The organism is Actinoplanes sp. NPDC051411 (assembly GCF_040682075.1).
Classification (GTDB): domain Bacteria; phylum Actinomycetota; class Actinomycetes; order Mycobacteriales; family Micromonosporaceae; genus Actinoplanes.
Genome location: NZ_JBFBAD010000009.1, coordinates 58874 through 76568 on the forward strand (window position 1 = coordinate 58874; position 17695 = coordinate 76568).

The window sequence follows — 17695 nt, forward strand, 5'->3', positions numbered from 1 at the left end:
CGCCGGTCCGGCCAGTAATGTTCGGTACGTGTCATCAGCTCTTTCAGTCGTTACCGGCAACCGTGACTTCCGCCGTCTTTTCGGTGCCGAACTGGTGGTTTTCGGCGCCGACTGGTTCGTCATGGTGCCCCTGCTCAGCCTGTTGCCCCAGCTCACCGGCAGCGGCGTCTGGGGCGGCCTGGTGCTGGCCGTCGACACGGGCACCAACGCGTTGCTGCTGCCGTTCACCGGCACCCTCGCCGACCGGATCGACCGCCGGCGCATCCTGATCGCCGCCAACCTGGCCGAGTTCGTCGCGGTGCTGCTGCTGTTCCTCGTCCGTTCGGCCGCCACCGCGCCGCTGGCCCTGGTCGCGGTCGCCGCGATGGCGGTGGCCAAGTCGTTCTACAGCCCGGCCGCGTCGGCCGCGCTGCCCAATGTCGTCGAGCCCGAGGACCTGGCCGCGGCGAACGCGGTCGCCGGGTCGTCGTGGGGCACGATGACGATCGTCGGCGCGTCGCTGGGCGGGGTGCTTGGCAGCGCTTTCGGACCGTACGCGTGTTTCGGCGTCACCGCGGTCTGCCTGCTCACCGGGGCCCTGCTGACCGCGCTGATCCGCCGTCCGCTGCAGGCCCCGCGCGAGGCCGGCACGGCCGCGCCGGCCACCCTGCACGCGCTGGGTGAGGCGCTGCGCTACATCGTCGCCCGGCCGCGGGTCGGCGCGCTGGTCACGGTCAAGTCGGCGGCCGGGCTCGGCAACGGGGTGCTCACGGTCTTCCCGCTGATCGCGGCGGCCCACGGGGCCGGTGTGCTCGGTGCCGGCCTGCTCTTCGCCGTACGCGGGGCGGGCGCGCTCGTCGGCCCTTTCGTGTTGCGGCCGGTGCTCCGTCATCGGTCCTGGCTGATGCTCAGCCTCGCCCTGTCGATGGCGCTCTACGGAGTCGGCTATCTCGGGGTCGCGCTCAGTCCGTGGTTTGCCCTGGTGCTGGTGCTGGTCTTCGTCGCGCACTTCGCCGGCGGCGCCAACTGGACCCTCTCGAACTATGCCCTGCAGGGTGAGGTGCCCGACCGGTTGCGGGGCCGGGTCTTCGCGGTCGACATGATGCTGGCGACGCTGGCCATCGCGGTGAGCCAGTTGGGGGCGACCGCGGTCGTCGACCACGTGGACCAGCGCGTGATCCTGGCCGGCTGCGGCCTGATCACTCTCACCTATGCCGTCGTCTGGCGGCTGGCCACCCGCAAGCTGTCATTGAGCCCGGGCGGAGTCACCGCTCCAGGGGTCCTGAGCGTCGGGGAGGATGCGGCCGGTCTCCCCGGCGACACCGGGCTGAAAGGGCGCCGGCTGGACCGGGGCAGCCGGGAAAGAGATTGAGGCGTCGGGTGCCGGCTCGGCGGGTGCGGCCCGACGGGCGGTGACCAGGCCCGCGATCAGCAGCGCCAGGCCGACCGCGAAGATCGCGCCGAGGACGAAGCTGATGCCCGCACTGAGATAGCCGATCGCCTGAATGCCCAGCGTGCGGTCGGCGTAACCACGTCGGAGCACCACGTGCGGGAACAGCACCGACCAGATCAGCGACAGCGCCTGGTTGAGCACCATCAGCAGCAGGCCGCTGCGGGCGAGCGTCGCGCTGCGGGCCGGCAACCGGCCCCGGGCCGAGACCAGAACCAGGCCGACGATCAGCACCGCGAGCGTCGGTAACGACAACACCAGATTGCTGAACAGCGTAATCACGGGACCCACGACGGCGACCGTAGCCGGTCGGTACGACATTCCGGTGTCCACCAGGGGGCGTCACGTTGAGATGATCTAGCCCTAGCATGTGGCGATGGGCCTGACCTTCGCCACCGAACCGGTGTCCGTGAGCACGCCGGCCACCAGCGCCAACCTCGGTCCCGGCTTCGACGCCCTGGGCCTCGCGCTCACCCTCTACGACGACCTGACCGCGACCGTCACCGGTGATTCCTTCCGGGTGACCGTGCGCGGCGAGGGCGCCGGCGATCTCCCGGACGACGAGGAACACCTGGTCGTCCGGGCGATGCTGGCGGCGTTCGACGCGCTCGGTGAGCGGCCGCCGGGAGTCGCCGTGCGATGCCACAACCGCATTCCGCAGGCGCGGGGGCTCGGCTCGTCGTCGGCCGCGATCGTCGGCGGCATCCAGCTGGCCCGGGGCCTGGTCGCGGGCGGTCGCCGCTTGCTCGACGACGACGACGCACTGCGCTTGGCGGGCCGGCTCGAGGGCCATCCCGACAACGTCGCGCCCTGTCTGCTCGGCGGCTTCACGATCGCCTGGACCGAGGGGGCGGGGGCGCGGGCCGTGCGGTTGGCGACGGCCGACCGCGTACGCCCGACGGTCTTCGTGCCCACCGAGCGCGGCTATACCGCCTCGGCCCGGGCGGCTCTGCCGCCGAGCGTGCCCCACGCCGACGCCGCTTTCAACGCCGGCCGGTCAGCCCTGCTGACCCATGCCCTGACCACCGATCCGGCGCTGCTCTTCGCGGCGACCGAGGACCGTCTCCACCAGGGCTATCGGTCCGAGGCGATGCCCGGCACGGCGTCGCTGGTGGCCTCGCTGCGATCGGTCGGCGTGGCGGCCGTGGTGAGTGGTGCCGGGCCGTCCGTGCTGGCGTTGTCCGAGGTACCGGCCGATTTCCATCCGGGAACAGAGTGGCACGCCGAGACGTTGGGCGTGGATGCCACCGGAGCTCTTGTCAAAGGGAGTATGGTGGAACTCGCCTAGCGGGGTCCTGTTGCCGCAGGTCGTACGAGTTGACTAGTCGCATTAGTTGGCTACGCTCAAGACCTAGCACAGCCGCGAAGCAAGCGATCCCTGCGGTTCGGCGCGCACCCCCTGAGACTTCCCAGGCTCCTTAGAGCCGTCTCAATTCTCATCAAGGCACACGCCGCGCAGCAGGACTCTCAAGATTGCTGCACTCGCCGAGACCTACCCGTCAATGTCTGACGGACAGGACAACCGTCGAGCTGCCGTGCTGCACAAACTCCCGCGCCGCTTGGCGGAGGCGGGTTCCGAGGGCACCCGGGCCACCAGGCTGCAGAACCGGGCGCTCCCGGGCTTTTTCCGACGGAAGGAATCCATTGAGCGACACCACCGACGTGACGTCGGGTGTTTCTGACGTCGCTGACGGCGCCGGCAGCACCGCGACCGCCACAAAGCGCCGCCGAGGTGGCACCGGGCTGTCCGCGATGCTGCTGCCCGAGCTGCAGAGCCTCGCCGCTTCCCTCGGCATCTCCGGCACCGCCCGGATGCGCAAGGGTGAGCTGATCACCGCCATCACGGAGCGCCAGGGCGGCGGCCAGGCCGCCGAGTCCGCGCCCCGTCCGCGGGTCCGGGAGGCCGCTGCGGCCGCCGCACCCGTGGTCGCGACCGCTCCGGTCGTGTCGGCCCCGGTCGTCGAGGCCCCGGCCGCCCCGGTCGCCGCTCCTGTCGAGGCGCCGCAGACCGCTGCCGTGCAGCCGGAGACGGCTCCGGCCGAGGGTGGCAGCCGGCGTAACCGGGAGCGCAACAACGCCCCCCGCGAGTCGGCTCCGGTCGTCGAGGCGACCCAGACCGCGACGCAGACGGCCCCGGCCGCGCCCGCGCCCGCCGAGGGCACCGAGCAGCGCACCGAGCGGCCCGAGCGCGAGCGGGGCGACCGCAACAACCGCGACCGCGGTGACCGCGACAGCCGCCGCCGTGACGGACAGAACAACCAGCGTGACGACCGTGGCCCGCGGGACGACCGTGGCCCGCGCGATGACCGTGGCCCGCGCGATGACCGTGGCCCGCGGGACGATCGCGGCCCGCGGGACGACCGTGGTCCGCGCAACAGTGACCAAGCTCACGACGATGACGACAACGACGGCGATGGCAGCCGCCGCAGCCGTCGCAGCCGGTTCCGCGACCGTCGTCGCGGCCGCAACGACCGCGACGGCAACGAGGGCGGTCAGCGCGACACCGGCGGCCGCGAGCCGCACGTCAGCGAGGACGACGTCCTGGTCCCGGTGGCCGGCATCCTCGACGTGCTCGACAACTACGCGTTCGTGCGGACGACCGGCTACCTGTCCGGCCCGAACGACGTCTATGTGTCGATGTCGCAGGTCAAGAAGCACGGGCTGCGCCGCGGTGACGCGGTCACCGGCGCCGTGCGGGCCGCCCCGCGCGACGGCGAACAGCGCCGCGACAAGTACAACCCGCTGGTCCGGCTCGACACGATCAACGGCATGGAGCCCGACGAGGCCCGCCGGCGTCCCGAGTTCTACAAGCTCACGCCGCTCTACCCGCAGGAGCGCCTGCGGCTGGAGACCGAGCCGCACATCCTGACCACCCGGGTCATCGACCTGGTCATGCCGCTCGGCAAGGGTCAGCGTGCGCTGATCGTGTCGCCGCCCAAGGCCGGTAAGACGATGGTGCTGCAGGCGATCGCCAACGCGATCACCCACAACAACCCCGAGTGCCACCTGATGGTCGTGCTGGTCGACGAGCGGCCCGAAGAGGTCACCGACATGCAGCGCACGGTCAAGGGCGAGGTCATCGCGGCCACGTTCGACCGGCCGCCGCAGGACCACACCACGGTCGCCGAGCTCGCCATCGAGCGGGCCAAGCGGCTGGTCGAGCTGGGTCACGACGTGGTCGTGCTGCTCGACTCGGTGACGCGACTCGGACGGTCGTACAACCTGGCCGCGCCGGCCTCCGGCCGGATCATGTCGGGTGGTATCGATTCGACCGCGCTCTATCCGCCGAAGCGGTTCCTCGGTGCGGCGCGCAACATCGAGAACGGTGGCTCGCTCACCATTCTCGCGACCGCGCTGGTCGAGACCGGTTCGATGATGGACACGGTGATCTTCGAGGAGTTCAAGGGCACGGGTAACGCCGAGCTCAAGCTCGACCGCAAGATCGCCGACAAGCGGACGTTCCCGGCCGTGGACGTGCCCGCCTCGAGCACGCGTAAGGAGGAGATCCTGCTCGGCAAGGAGGAGCTGGCGATCGTCCACAAGCTGCGCAAGGTGCTGCACTCCCTCGATTCGCAGGCCGCACTCGACCTGCTGCTCGACCGGCTCAAGCAGACCCGTACGAACGTCGAGTTCCTGATGCAGATCGCGAAGTCGACGCCCGGCGAATAAGTGCCTTTCGATACGGCCTCACCGCAAAGGTGAGGCCGTATCTTTTTGTCCGGACTTTGTCGCACAGCATGTGTGATAAGCCGCACTCCACCGTGCCAACCTCCGAAAGCACTTCAGCATCGCGCTTTGGGAGGCTCTCGATGAACGTGCCGGGCTACCGCGACCATCCGGTCGAACCATGGGACCGGATCGCACCAGCGGATCCGGCCGAGGCCGAGGACTTCCTCCGCCGCTGCTACGCCGAAAACCCGCGACTCGGGCCGGTCGAACCGCGACTGGCGATCGTACGGGCGCAGATCGCGGCCACCGGCACCTACGTCCACACCGTCGACGAACTCGGCCACGGCGCGAAGATGGCCTGGCGCAACGCGAGCCGCTGCATCGGCCGGCTCTACTGGAAGAGCCTGCTGGTGCTCGACCGGCGCCGGGCCCGCACCGCCGACGAGATCTTCTCGCTGCTCGTGCACCACCTGCGGGCGGCCGGCGACGGGCCGATCCGACCGGTGATCAGCATCTTCGCGCCGGCTACGCCGGGACGGCCGTTCGCCCGGGTCCGCAACGAGCAGCTGATCCGCTATGCCGGTTACCGGGGCACGAACGGGTGCCCGGCCGGCGATCCCCGCCAGGTCGACTTCACCGAGGCCATGCAGGGGTTCGGGTGGCACGGCAAGGGCGAGCACTTCGATGTGCTGCCGCTGGCCATCGAGACGCCGGAGGAGGGGCTGCGGCTCTACGAACTGCCGGAGCGGGCGATCCGGGAGGTGCCGATCACCCATCCCGAGTACGCGTGGTTCGCCGAGTTGGGGCTGCGGTGGCACGCCGTACCGGCGATCAGCAACATGCGGCTGTCGATCGGCGGCGTCAACTACCCGCTCGCGCCGTTCAACGGGTGGTACATGGGAACCGAGATCGGCGCCCGCAACCTGGCCGACGCCGACCGCTACGACATGTTGCCGACGATCGCGGCGCGGCTGGGCCTGGACACCAGCCGTGAGTCGACGCTGTGGCGCGACCGGGCCCTGGTCGAGCTCAACCGGGCGGTGCTGCACTCGTTCGAGCAGGCCGGGGTGCGGATCAGCGACCACCACACGGAGTCGCAGCGGTTCCTGGCCCACATGCGCAGCGAGGCCAAGGCGGGGCGGCCGGTGCCCGCCGACTGGACCTGGATCGTCCCGCCGATGTCGGGCGCCCTCAGTCCGCTCTACCACCGCTATTACGAGGAGATGGACCTGCGACCGGCTTTCTATCCGGACGCCGAGGCGTCAGGGTTTTGAGGTGCTGACCAGGGTGGCGGCGACCCACGGGCCGCCGTACCACATGCGCCAGCCGAGCGGCCGCAGCGTCGTCGACAGGCCGCGCTCGACCAGGTGGGTGCGGTAGTCCGGGGCCGCGTTGATGTCGGCGATCACCAGCCGGCCGCCCGGCCGCAGCACCCGCAGTGCCTCGTCGAGAGCGCGCAGGCGGCCGGCCGCCGGCTGGATGTTGTGGATGGCGAGGCTGCTGACGACCAGGTCGAAGGACTCGTCGGGGTAGGGGAGCGCGGTCATGTCGGCGGTGTCGAGGCGGACCCGGCCGGAGACGCCGGCCGCCTCGGCATTGGCCCGGGTGACCTTCTCGGCGTTACCCGACTGGTCGGCCGAGCGCCAGAGGTCGGCACCGCTCGCCCGCCCGGTGGTGAGCCGCTGGGCGACCGCGATCAGCACCGCGCCGCGGCCGCAGCCCATGTCGAGGGCGTGCTCGTCGCCGCGCAGGGCCAGCCCGTCGAGCACCTCACCCCAGACCGCGAACTTGCCCCGCCGGGTGGCGTGCAGGTAGAGCAGGGTGCTGGCCGCGAAATAGACGGCGAAGAACAGCGGCCACAGGCCGACGATCCAGCCGCCCAGGGCGAAACCGATGATGCCGGCGGCCAGCATGAGCAACGAGGCGATGGTCAGTCCAATGAGGAACGGCGGAGCGTCGAAGCCGTAACGGGGACGGGACATCGTGAACTCCTACGCGAACTCGTTGACCGCGAAATCGTCCCGGTGGCGCCAGGACGCCTCGGTGCGTACGTGTCCCGCGCGCACCCATTTGAGCACCTTGTGGGAGAACTCGGCGGCCGGGATGCGGCCGGCCACCCGCAGAACGTAGCCCTCCGAGGTCTCGGCGTCGCGCCGAGCCGCCCAGGCCGCCCGCGCCTCGGAGATGCTGGCGCCCCGGAAGAGCACCGGGACCACCGGCAACTCCAGCCGCTGGGCCCAGTCGACGGTGTCGTCCCAGCCGAGCAGCGTGTCGGTCTCGTCCCAGATGCCGAAGACGATGAAGACACCGGGCAGATCGTGGTAGGCGATGGAGCGGCGCGCCCACATCGATTCGCCGCAGACCCGCCAGTCATCGGGGATCCGGTGTGCGGTCATCGCCCAGAGCGCCTTGGCCGGCCGGTCCCACGGCTGGGTGCCGGAATCGAGGGAGCGGGCGTACATCTCGTCGCGGGTGAAGGTGAGGTTGCCGCCGTCGAGCTTCTCGGTCACGACCAGCTCACCGTCCAACCACGACAGATCGTTCTGGATGCGGTCGTCCTTCGTCGCGCCGGGCGAGTCGGGCAGATGGTATGTCCGCGGATACTTCAACTAGAAGTCCCCCTCCGCGACCTGGAAGACGGTCAGACCGAGCTCACGCCACATGCGTACCACCTGACGGCGGTCGTCGAAAACGCCGACTATCCGCCAGCGTTCGCGGATCTCGGCCTCGAAGAGCTCCCGCTTGACGATCGCGTCCTTGCGGTTGTCGCCCGGTGGCCGCATGAAGAGTCCTTCGTACGGCACGCCCACGAAAAGGTCCAGCCAGGCCTCGGTCTCGGCGCGAGCCTCGTCGTCGCGGCCGGTGCAGAACACGATCGCGTTGCCGGCCGCGTGCATCGCCCGGACCGCCTCGATCACGGCCGGATTGGGCGCGTCGAAGCCGACCTGCTGCCAGGCGTAGGGGCTGCGGTCGCCCATCAGCGCGACCGTGCCGTCGATGTCGACCAGCACCGCCGGCGGCAGTTCGGGATCGGGGTGGTAGCCAATTATGCCGGGGTCGGCTGGGTCTATATACGGCACCGGCAGGGGCAGGTTGCGCCCGGCGAGGTACCGGTCGTGCATGCGGCGGATGTTGCGCTCCCCGACGCGTACGTCGGAAGGCCGCGCCGCATCGCGGCGCAGGCACTCCTCCAGCGGCACCTCGGTGAGGTCGTGCACCTCGAACGTCGCGCCGAAGCGGGCGGCGAGCACGGCCCACTCGCGGACGGTCGAGCCGCGCAGGTTGGTGTCGTCGACGATGACGTCGGCCCGCTGGGCCAGCAGCGCCTCGACCGCCATCCGCTGGATGTGGGTGACCTGGCCCTCGGCCGTCTCGGTGAACAGCCGCCGCCCGTGCAACATCAGCCGCAGGTCGTCGCGGTTGACCCGGAGCACCCGCGGCTGCAGTTTGCGGGCGAAGGTGGTCTTGCCCGACGCGGGCAGTCCACGGGTGATGAGCAGTCTGGTCATTGAAGTCCGATTTATGCAGCGGGGAATGCGGCGAGCACCGCTCACGTTATCGACCTTGCACTACCGATTTTCGGTCGGCACGTGTCACGTGGCAGACTGGTACATCGGCCGGCAACCGGTTCCGGTTCACGCTCGAGTCCACCGCCCTGGCGGGGCGGCGAGGCGTTGACGGCGACCCGGCGACCACATCACTGAGAGGGACCGAGAAACCATGAAGAGCGGCATCCACCCGGAGTACACCTCGACCGAGGTCATCTGCTCCTGCGGCAGCACCTTCACCACCCGGAGCACCGCCAAGGGCGACGAGATCCGCGTCGAGACCTGCAGCGCCTGCCACCCGTTCTACACCGGCAAGCAGCGCGTCCTCGACACCGCCGGCCGGGTCGCGAAGTTCCAGGCCAAGTACGCGAAGGTCAACGCGGCCAAGAAGAAGTAACCGCTTCGACGGCGCCCGCCCCTGCGAAAGGGGGCGGGCGCCGTTCGCGTATCGGGAGATAACTTTGAGTAACGATCGGCTTACCACTCTTCTAGCGGAGTACTCGGACCTGGAAAAGCGGATGGAGGATCCGTCCATCCACGCCGACCAGGCCCTCGTGCGCCGCGTCGGGCGCCGCTTCGCCGAGCTGGCGCCGATCTATGCTGCCCACGCCGAGCTCGAGGCGGCCCGGGCCGACCTGGTCGCCGCCCGCGAACTGGCCGCCGAGGACCCGGCGTTCGGCGCCGAGGCCGACGCGGTCGCGGCCACGCTGGCACCGCTGGAGGAAAAGCTCGGCGAGATGCTGATCCCGCGCGACCCGAGCGACGCCAAGGACGTGATCATCGAGATCAAGGCGGGCGAGGGCGGCCAGGAGTCGGCGCTGTTCGCGGGCGACCTGCTGCGCATGTACACGCGCTACGCCGAACGGCACGGCTGGATCGTCGAGGTGATCGACTCGCAGGAGTCGGACCTCGGCGGGGTCAAGGACATCTCGGTCGCGGTCAAGACCAAGGGTGTGCCCGAGGGCGGCCACGGCGTCTGGTCCCGCATGAAATGGGAGGGCGGCGTGCACCGCGTCCAGCGGGTGCCGGTGACCGAGTCCCAGGGCCGCATCCACACCTCGGCGGCCGGGGTGCTGGTACTGCCCGAGGCCGAGGACGTCGACATCCAGATCGAGCCGGGCGACCTGCGGATCGACGTGTTCCGGTCGTCCGGGCCGGGCGGCCAGTCGGTCAACACCACCGACTCCGCGGTGCGGATCACGCACCTCCCGACCGGCACGGTCGTCAGCTGCCAGAACGAGAAGAGCCAGCTGCAGAACAAGGAGTCGGCGCTGCGCATCCTGCGCTCCCGCCTGCTGGCCATCGCCCAGGAGGAGGCCGACGCGGCGGCGTCCGACTCGCGCAAGGCCCAGGTGCGTACGGTCGACCGCTCGGAGCGCATCCGCACGTACAACTTCCCGCAGAACCGGATCACCGACCACCGGATCGGTTACACGGCTTACAACCTCGACCTGGTGCTCGGCGGCGAACTCGACGCGGTGCTCGACGCGCTGGGCGAGGCCGACCGTCAGGCCCGCCTGGCCGGTGGCACGGAGCTCAGCCGACGGCAGTGACCTCGAGGCCGTCCGGGCGCGCGCAGACCAGATAGCCGGGCGTGCTCTGGCAGCCGAAGTGCACGACCTCCCTGATCGTGCCGAGCAGGTAGCTCGCGCCGGTGTCGAGGTCGAACTGGGTCACCGAGCTCAGGTGGTAGTCGCCGGCCACGACGCCGACCAGCAGCACCGCCCCGGCGGGAATGCTGCCGGTCCAGGTCGGCTCGCCGCGGACCACGTCGCCGACGCCGCGGCCGGTCGCCGAGTCGACCAGTTGGTAAGGGCCGAGCGACCCCGCCCCGTTGCCCAGGAAGCGGCCGTTGGCCACCGGCCACATGCCGCTGAGGTCGGATCGCCGCCAGAGGGGCCGCCCGGTGGCCGGATCGCGCCCGACCAGGCCGGTCGCCTCCATCGAGCAGAGCACCTTGCCGCAGTCGATCACGAAGCCCTCGGAGTGCCAGAGCTCCTGGAAGTCGTCGAGCCGATAGACCGTCGACTCGTTGCTCTCGTTGTCGGCCCGCGAGACCACCAGCCGGTCGCCGATCACCGCGAGGCTGGCGTAGACCCCGCTGTCGTCGATGCGGGGCCACTGCCCGCTCACCCGGCCGGAGTGCAGGGTCGAGCCGTCGGCGTAGTCGAGCACGGTCAGCATGCCGGACGGGTCGCCGAGCACGAGGCGGGTCGGCCGGCCGCCGGCGTCGGCAACGGCGACGGCCCAGACGTTGACGTCGTGCACGGGCGTGCTCCAGCGGGTGACGCCGTCGCGCAACCCGACCACCCGCAGACGGGTCAGGCTGCCCTGGCCGTCGCTCTCGCCGAGCAGCACCGATCCCGGATAGGTCTCGATCGCGTCGCCGGGCATCGTCCACAGCGCGCGGCCGGTGCCGGCGTCGCGGGCGACCGTGCTGCTCGTGTTGGTCTGGACCATGAACGTGCCGTCGTCCTGGGGGACGCGGACGTCGTAGGTGGTTTCCGGAATGACCAGCACACCGCCGACCACCGGACGCAGCGGGACCGTCTCGTCGCCGGCCGGCACGGCCCAGCGCTTGCGGCCGGTCGCCAGGTCGTACGCCGTGAGCGTGACGCCGCCGTCCTGGCGCTGGCCCGCATAGAGGGTCGTCTCGTCGAGCTCCATCGAGTCGCCCTCGCCGTAGGCGGTGCTCCACAGCGGCCGCACGGCGTGCCGCACCGACGGGGTCGACCCGGTGACGCCGAGCACCGTGAGCACCGTGAGCACCGCGACCGTGGCCTGGCGGATCAGCCGCCGGTCGAACCGGACCGGCGGAACCGGTGGCGGGGTCTCCCCGTCGCGCGTGAGCTCCCCCAGCTCGATCACGGTCATCTCGTCGGGCTGCGATTGGCTGCCGCGGCCGCCAGTGCCGCGCTCAGCGTGCGACCGTTGACACCGATCTCGGACCAGCCGGCGGCCAGCCCGATCGGGGTGCCGGGGACCAGGATCTGCCAGTTTTCCGCGTTGGTGGCGGCGGTGATGCGGCGCGACACCTCGGCCGCCTGGGCCGGTCCGGCGCCGGGCAGCAGCACCACGAACTCGTCGCCGGCGAACCGGGCCACGAAGTCGCCCCGGCGCATGACCCGGTTGAGGACGCCGGCGATGCGCTGGAGCACCAGGTCGCCACAGTGCCGGCCGTGCCGGGCGTTGACCGCGGTGAAGCCGATCAGGTCGCACACCCCGATCGCGGCCCGCTCGCCGCGCTCCAGCATGTCGCCCACATAGCGCTCGAGCTGGCGGCGGTTGGGCAGGCCGGTCAGGGGGTCGGTGAGGGTCTCGTCGCCGTACCGGTCGGCGTCGCGCTGGGTCTCCTGGGCGTCGAGTCGGGCCGCCACGCCGTCGAGGTAGCCGTCGCGGAGCTGATCGATGCGCTGGGCGGTCAACCGGAACGCGTACCGGTCGGCGGCGTGCGCGGCGGCGTGATCGCCCGCCGCGGCGTGGCAGATGCTGCGTAATCGGGCCGGCTCGGCCGCGCCCAGCACCTCGGGGGAGACCGGCACCGAGTCGAGCATGCTCAGTGCCCGCTCCGGCTTGCCGGCCGCGATCGCCAGGCAGACGTTGCCCAGGTGCTGCAGGTCGCGGGCGCGCACGCTGTCGCCCCCGCCGGTCAGCCAGCCGGCCGCGTCGGCCTCGGTGTCCTCGCCGAGCGCCTCGCGGCGGGCGAGGGCATAGCCGTACGCCGTGCGGCTGCTCGGCCGCATGCGGTCGGTGCCGATCGCGACGTAGCGGATCAGCTCGGCCTCGATGTCGCGCAGCACCCGCAGGCAGCCGTCGGTGTCGCCCTGGTGGTCGAGCCAGACCGCGCTGCGCAGCCGGATGCCGGGCGCCGCGAAGAGCTCGGGGGACAGGCCGACCGCCGCGCCGACCTGTCGGGCCTGCTCGATCGCGGTCAGCGCCTGGCCGTGAAAGCCCAGGTAGGAGTAGGCCATGGCGAGGTCGTGCCAGCCCCAGGCGGTTTCCGAGTCGCTCTCCGGCACCGCGGCCAGCGCCCGGGAGGCCTGCACGAGATGGGTGACGCCGCGGTCGAGGTTGCGCTGAAGATAGGCGCCGAGCGCGGCGAACGCGTGCATCTGGCCGCGCAGATAGGGATCGGGGAGCTCACGGACGGCGTTGGACGCGATCGACATCGCCGTCGCGAGCTCGGCGACCCGGCCCAGGTTGATCAGGGCGCCGAAGCGCTGGACCGACGCGTAGGCCCGCGTGGTCGGGTCGGTGACGGCCGCGAGCACCCCGTCGAGGATCGGCAGGGCTTCCGCCGAACGCCCGTCCTGCTGCAGGTGCCCGGCCTGCCGCAGCTCCTCGACGTGTTCCGCGAGCTGGTCCAACCAACTCAACGCCTCGCCTCCCAAGACCCGGCCGGTCGCCGGCGCGACCGACGATTGATGATTATGCCGTGGACCCGGACAGCGAACACACCTCCCGACCTTTGGTACGCATCCGCCTGAGCCCGATCGTCGCGGCCGCCACCGACGAACTCGCCGAGGCGGGCGTCGCATCACCGCGGGTCGATGCCGAGCTGATCGCCGCGCACGTTCTCGAGGTGCCGCGCGGTCGCCTCGCGCTGATCGAATCGCTGCGGCCGGACCAGCTGCACCGATTCACCATGCTGGTGGGCGAGCGGGCCCGCCGGATCCCGCTGCAGCACCTGCTCGGCACCGCCGCCTTCCGGCATCTGGAACTGGCGGTCGGCGACGGCGTCTTCGTGCCCCGGCCGGAAACCGAGCTGCTGGCCGGCTGGGGCATCGAGCGGACGCCGCCGGGCGGCGTCGTGGTGGATCTCTGCAGCGGTACGGGGGCGATCGCGCTGTCCGCGGCCGACGAGAGCAAGGCCGCGCGGGTGATCGCCGTCGAGCGCTCCCCGGTGGCGATCGACTACCTGCGGCGCAACGCGATCCCGTTCCCGTCGGTCGAGGTGGTCGAGGGCGACGTCACCGACCCGGCGCTGCTGACCGACTCGCTTCTGGCCGCCGAGCACGGCGCGGTCGACGTGGTGCTGTGCAACCCGCCGTACGTGCCGGACGGCACCGAGGTGCCGCCCGAGGTGGCCGACCACGACCCGGCCGAGGCGGTGTTCGGCGGCGCCGACGGGCTGGCGGTGATCCGGCCGGTGATCGCGCTGGCCGCGACCCTGCTGAAGCCGGGTGGATTCGTCGGCATCGAGCACGACGACGTGCACGGCGACGCGGTCCCCGATCTGCTGCGGGCGGACGGCCGGTTCGCCGAGGTGACCGCGCACCTGGACCTCAGCGGGCGGCCACGGTTCGCGACGGCCCGGCGCACGTGATGCGTACGGCGCGCCACATGGCAGACTGCATCTCGTGATGCTCTACGACTGCCGTACCACCGCGGACCGCGATCGCGGCATCGCCGCCGCCGTCGAGGCGGTCAAGAGCGGCGAGCTCGCGGTGTTCCCCACCGACACCGTGTACGGCATCGGCGCCGACGCGTTCACCCCGCACGCGATCACCGCGCTGCACCACGCCCGCAGCGTGACCCGGCAGGTGCCGCCGCCGGTGCTCGTCGGCTCCCGCCACACGCTGGACGGACTGGTCTACTCGCTGCCCAAGGCGGCCCGGGAGCTGGCCGACGCGTTCTGGCCGGGCGCGTTGACGCTGCTGGTCGAGCACTCGCCGAGCCTCCAGTGGGACCTCGGCGACACCGGCGGCCAGGTCGCCGTGCGCATGCCGCTGCACCCGGTGGCGCTCGAGGTGCTGCGCGAGGTCGGGCCGATGGCGGTCACCACGGCCAACAAGATCGGCCAGCCCGCGCCCAGGACGGCCGAAGAGGCGCGCGAGCAGATGGAGTACGCCGTACGCATCTATCTCGAGGCCGGACCGGCTTCCGACCCGACGCCGAGCACGTTCGTCGACGTGAGCGGCGACGTCCCGCGGGTCCTGCGGGCCGGTGCGATTCCCCTGGAGAAACTCCGCGACGTGGTGCCCGACCTCCTCGCCGCGGAGGAGTGAACGTGGCGCCGTTCACCGTCCTGCACGTCTGCATGGGCAACATCTGCCGCTCGCCGATGGCCGAGCGGCTGCTCGACCGGGCGGTCCGCGACCGGGTCGGGCCGGTCGGCGCCGATCTGGTGCGCAGCGTGAGTGCGGGCACCGGCGGCTGGCACGAGGGCGAGGAGATGAACCCGCCCGCCGCCCGCCAGGTGCGCGGCCGGGGCGGTTCGATCGACGGCTTCGAGGCCCGCAAGCTGCGCGGCGACTTCCTCGACGACGCCGACCTGATCCTGACCGCGACCGCCGACCAGTACGACTACGTGGTCGCGCTGCGGCCCGAGGCGGCCGAGCGCACGTTCGTGCTCGGCGAGTTCGGCCGGCTGATCGGCGCGCTCGACGTGTCCGGGTTGCCGCCCGCCGGGGCCGACGCCGAGGCGGTGCGGGCCCGGGGCGAGGCGATCGTCGCCGCGGTGGCCCGGCTGCGCGACGGCGACGGCCCGCGGCCCGGCGACGACCTCGACGACCCGTGGGGCCGCGGCGACCAGACGTTCCTGCGCATCGGCGACGAGATCGAGGACACGACGGTCCCGTTCGCCGGGCTTCTCCTGCCGTGACCGGCCGCATCGTCGTTCCCGACGAGGCGGGCCTCCGGGAGGCCGCCGATCTGCTGCGGGCCGGGTCGGTCGTGGCGTTCCCCACCGAGACCGTCTACGGACTGGGCGCGGACGCCTTCTCGGAGAAGGCCGTCGCCGAGATCTACCGGCTCAAGAACCGTCCCTCGTGGAACCCGCTGATCGTGCACGTCCCGTCCGCCGAGGCGGCCCGTTCGCTGGTGATGGAGTGGCCGGCGGTCGCCGGCGAGCTGGCGGCCCGGTTCTGGCCGGGGCCGCTGACGATGGTTTTCCAGCGGACGGACACCGCGACGCTCGCTGTCCGGGTGCCCGCCCACCCGGTCGCGCTGCGTCTGCTCGTGGCGTGCGGGTTGCCGCTGGCCGCGCCGAGCGCCAACCGCTCCGAGAGCATCTCGCCGACGACGGCCGAGCACGTGCTGCGCAGCCTGCCCGACGTTCCGCTGGTGCTCGACGGCGGGCCGAGCTCGTGGGGCATCGAGTCGACCGTGCTCGACCTGACCACCGACCCGCCGACTCTGCTGCGGCCGGGCGCGCTCGGGCTGCGGGCGATCCGCGAGGTCACCGGTCGGATCGCGCTGCCCGGCGACGGTCCGGCCGACGGGACCGCCCGTCCATCCCCCGGGATGAGCCGGCGCCACTACGCGCCGCGGGCCCGCGTGATCCTCACCCGCGAGGTCGGCGAGGTGGACGACGAGACCGGCGTGCTCGGCTTCTCCACAGAAACCGGCAAAAACCGGGAACTGCTGTCGGCCGACCCGCGCGAGTACGCCGCCGACCTCTACGCCGCGCTGCATCGGCTCGACGACGCCGGGGTGGCGACGATCCTCGTGCAGGAGCCGCCGGACACCGAGGACTGGCTGGCGATCCGCGACCGGCTCAAGCGGGCGGCCGCGGTCTAGAGCCCGGCGTCTCCGCTCCGCGGGCGATGTTGCGGGCCATCCCGTTGAACACGATCCCGTGGAACGGCAGCACCGACGCCCAGTAGGCGTGCCCGGCCAGCCCGCGGGGCAGGAACACCGCCCGCTGCCGGTAGACGCTGGCCCGGTCGCCGTCCGGTTCGGCCGACATCTCCAGCCAGGCCCGGCCCGGCACCCGCATCTCGGCCCGCAGGCGCAGCAGCTTCCCGGGCACCAGCTCCTCGACCCGCCACCAGTCGAGCGCCTCGCCGATCCGGAGGTGGTGCCGGTCGCGGCGGCCGCGGCGCAGCCCGACCCCACCGACCAGTCTGTCCAGCCATCCGCGGACGGCCCAGGCGAGGGGGAACGAGTACCAGCCGTTGTCGCCGCCCACGCCCTCGATCACCCGCCACAGGTCGGCGGCCGGGGCGGACACCTCGCGGCAGCGCTCGTCGACGTACATGCTGCCGCCCGACCAGTCCGGGTCGCTGGGCAGCGGCTCGGCGGCGGCGTCCCAGGCGGCGGCGGTCGACCAGCGGGTCTCCACGTTGGCGTCCCGGACGCGGCCGAGCGCCAGGCGCACCGCCTCGTCGAAGCCGATGGGAGGGGCCTGGTCGGGGAGGTACGCGTCGAGGTCGTGCTCGTGGGCGACCGCCTCGTGCACCAGGCTGGCGACCAGCGGGCGGGCGATCGCGTTCGGCACCGGCGTGATCAGGCCGACCCAGTGCGCGGAGAGCCACGGGCTCAGCGGCCGAAGCGGGACGATGTGGCGCGGGCGCAGGCCGGCCACCCGGGCATAGCGGCGCATCATCTCGGCGTAGGTGAGCACGTCCGCCCCGCCGATGTCGAAGGCCCGGCTCACCTCGGGCGGCAGCGTCGCGGCCGCGAGCAGGTAGCGCAGGACGTCCCGGACGGCGATCGGCTGGATCCGGTTGGTCACCCAGCGCGGCGTCACCATGACCGGCAGCCGCTCGGTCAGATAGCGCAGCATCTCGAACGAGGCCGAGCCGGAGCCGATGATCACCGGGGCACGCAGCACGGCGGTCGGCACCCCGCTCCCGAGCAGGATCCGGGCCACCTCGGACCGGGACCGCAGGTGGGGCGACGGCCGGTCGCCCGGTGGCGGTTCGGGGCCGCCGAGATAGACGATGCGGTGGACGCCGGCCGCGCGGGCCGCGGCGGCGAAGTTGCGGGCCGCCTGCCGGTCGAGCGCCTCGAAGTCGCCGCGGCCGAGCGAGTGCATCAGGAAGTAGGCGACCTCGATGCCGTCGAACGCCGGCACCAGCGACGCCGGGTCGGCCAGGTCGCCCCGGACGATCTCCGACTCGCGGGCCCAGGGCATGTCGCGCAGGCGGTCGGGGCTGCGCGACAGGCAGCGCACTTCGTGGCCGGCTTCCAGCAGCCGGGGCGTCAAACGGCCGCCGATATAGCCGGTCGCGCCGGTGACCAAGCAACGCATAACGGTGACTGTGCCCTGGAGCAGCGGATTTACGCCATATGCTCGACACCAGGCAGCGTTGCCACAGCTGGG

General features: G+C 71.8%; 16 protein-coding genes. 10 read left to right on the top strand and 6 right to left on the bottom strand.

All coding sequences use genetic code 11. The features are described 5' to 3' along the window. Nucleotides 1-28 precede the first annotated feature (28 nt). From AB0M88_RS07300 to AB0M88_RS07315, 4 genes are all read left to right on the top strand, one after another. Nucleotides 29-1351 carry an MFS transporter gene (locus AB0M88_RS07300; RefSeq protein ID WP_364096778.1) on the top strand — a complete coding sequence of 441 codons (1323 nt, stop codon included), beginning with the start codon at nucleotides 29-31 and terminating at the stop codon, nucleotides 1349-1351. A 454-nt stretch (nucleotides 1352-1805) separates the two neighbouring features. Further along, nucleotides 1806-2717, top strand: coding sequence for a homoserine kinase (gene thrB, locus AB0M88_RS07305; protein WP_364096781.1), 912 nt, complete (start codon nucleotides 1806-1808; stop codon nucleotides 2715-2717). A gap of 356 nt (nucleotides 2718-3073) precedes the next feature. Continuing rightward, nucleotides 3074-5098: a transcription termination factor Rho gene (rho, locus tag AB0M88_RS07310; protein ID WP_364096784.1), complete on the top strand. Its 2025-nt coding sequence runs from the start codon at nucleotides 3074-3076 to the stop codon at nucleotides 5096-5098. Nucleotides 5099-5238: 140 nt separating this feature from the next. Next, entirely contained in the window at nucleotides 5239-6372 is a 1134-nt protein-coding gene (locus AB0M88_RS07315; RefSeq protein ID WP_364096787.1) for a nitric oxide synthase oxygenase, read from the top strand. Here the strand turns inward: AB0M88_RS07315 and AB0M88_RS07320 are convergent. Genes AB0M88_RS07320 through AB0M88_RS07330 form a run of 3 tightly spaced genes read right to left on the bottom strand, consistent with a single transcriptional unit; the run spans nucleotide 6361 to nucleotide 8607 of the window. Next, a complete protein-coding gene (locus AB0M88_RS07320; protein WP_364096790.1) occupies nucleotides 6361-7080 on the bottom strand; it encodes a class I SAM-dependent methyltransferase in 720 nt (239 codons plus the stop codon). The genes AB0M88_RS07315 and AB0M88_RS07320 overlap by 12 nt on opposite strands. 9 nt (nucleotides 7081-7089) lie before the next feature. After that, a complete protein-coding gene (locus AB0M88_RS07325; RefSeq protein ID WP_364096793.1) occupies nucleotides 7090-7707 on the bottom strand; it encodes an RNA ligase family protein in 618 nt (205 codons plus the stop codon). Next, entirely contained in the window at nucleotides 7708-8607 is a 900-nt protein-coding gene (locus tag AB0M88_RS07330; protein ID WP_364096796.1) for an AAA family ATPase, read from the bottom strand. A 211-nt stretch (nucleotides 8608-8818) separates the two neighbouring features. Between AB0M88_RS07330 and rpmE the strand changes: the two genes are divergently transcribed. After that, nucleotides 8819-9043, top strand: a complete 225-nt coding sequence (rpmE, locus tag AB0M88_RS07335) for a 50S ribosomal protein L31 (protein ID WP_364096799.1) — start codon at nucleotides 8819-8821, stop codon at nucleotides 9041-9043. A 64-nt stretch (nucleotides 9044-9107) separates the two neighbouring features. Next, nucleotides 9108-10199: a peptide chain release factor 1 gene (prfA, locus tag AB0M88_RS07340; RefSeq protein ID WP_364096802.1), complete on the top strand. Its 1092-nt coding sequence runs from the start codon at nucleotides 9108-9110 to the stop codon at nucleotides 10197-10199. Here the strand turns inward: prfA and AB0M88_RS07345 are convergent. Together AB0M88_RS07345 and AB0M88_RS07350 are read right to left on the bottom strand one after the other, a co-directional pair. Beyond that, nucleotides 10183-11520, bottom strand: coding sequence for a hypothetical protein (locus AB0M88_RS07345; protein WP_364096805.1), 1338 nt, complete (start codon nucleotides 11518-11520; stop codon nucleotides 10183-10185). The two genes, prfA and AB0M88_RS07345, sit on opposite strands and share 17 nt — an antisense overlap. Continuing rightward, the gene (locus AB0M88_RS07350) at nucleotides 11517-13022 is read right to left on the bottom strand and encodes a GGDEF domain-containing protein (RefSeq protein WP_364096808.1); all 1506 of its coding nucleotides are present in this window, start codon (nucleotides 13020-13022) and stop codon (nucleotides 11517-11519) included. The genes AB0M88_RS07345 and AB0M88_RS07350 overlap by 4 nt, the downstream gene beginning before the upstream one ends. Nucleotides 13023-13114: 92 nt before the next feature. Between AB0M88_RS07350 and prmC the strand changes: the two genes are divergently transcribed. The 4 genes from prmC to AB0M88_RS07370 are packed head-to-tail and all read left to right on the top strand — an operon-like array spanning nucleotide 13115 to nucleotide 16167. After that, nucleotides 13115-13972 (top strand): peptide chain release factor N(5)-glutamine methyltransferase, encoded by an 858-nt coding sequence (gene prmC / locus AB0M88_RS07355; RefSeq protein ID WP_364097021.1) that lies wholly within the window; start codon nucleotides 13115-13117, stop codon nucleotides 13970-13972. A 37-nt stretch (nucleotides 13973-14009) separates the two neighbouring features. Beyond that, a complete protein-coding gene (locus AB0M88_RS07360) occupies nucleotides 14010-14654 on the top strand; it encodes an L-threonylcarbamoyladenylate synthase (protein ID WP_364097024.1) in 645 nt (214 codons plus the stop codon). 2 nt (nucleotides 14655-14656) lie between these two features. Further along, complete coding sequence (locus AB0M88_RS07365; protein WP_364096811.1) at nucleotides 14657-15250, top strand: phosphotyrosine protein phosphatase; 594 nt, start codon at nucleotides 14657-14659, stop codon at nucleotides 15248-15250. Next, entirely contained in the window at nucleotides 15247-16167 is a 921-nt protein-coding gene (locus AB0M88_RS07370) for an L-threonylcarbamoyladenylate synthase (RefSeq protein WP_364096814.1), read from the top strand. Before AB0M88_RS07365 ends, AB0M88_RS07370 begins: the two co-directional genes overlap by 4 nt. On the opposite strand, the gene AB0M88_RS07375 is transcribed toward AB0M88_RS07370, so the two are convergent. Next, a complete protein-coding gene (locus AB0M88_RS07375) occupies nucleotides 16145-17623 on the bottom strand; it encodes an SDR family oxidoreductase (RefSeq protein ID WP_364096817.1) in 1479 nt (492 codons plus the stop codon). The two genes, AB0M88_RS07370 and AB0M88_RS07375, sit on opposite strands and share 23 nt — an antisense overlap. Between the last annotated feature and the right edge of the window lie 72 nt (nucleotides 17624-17695).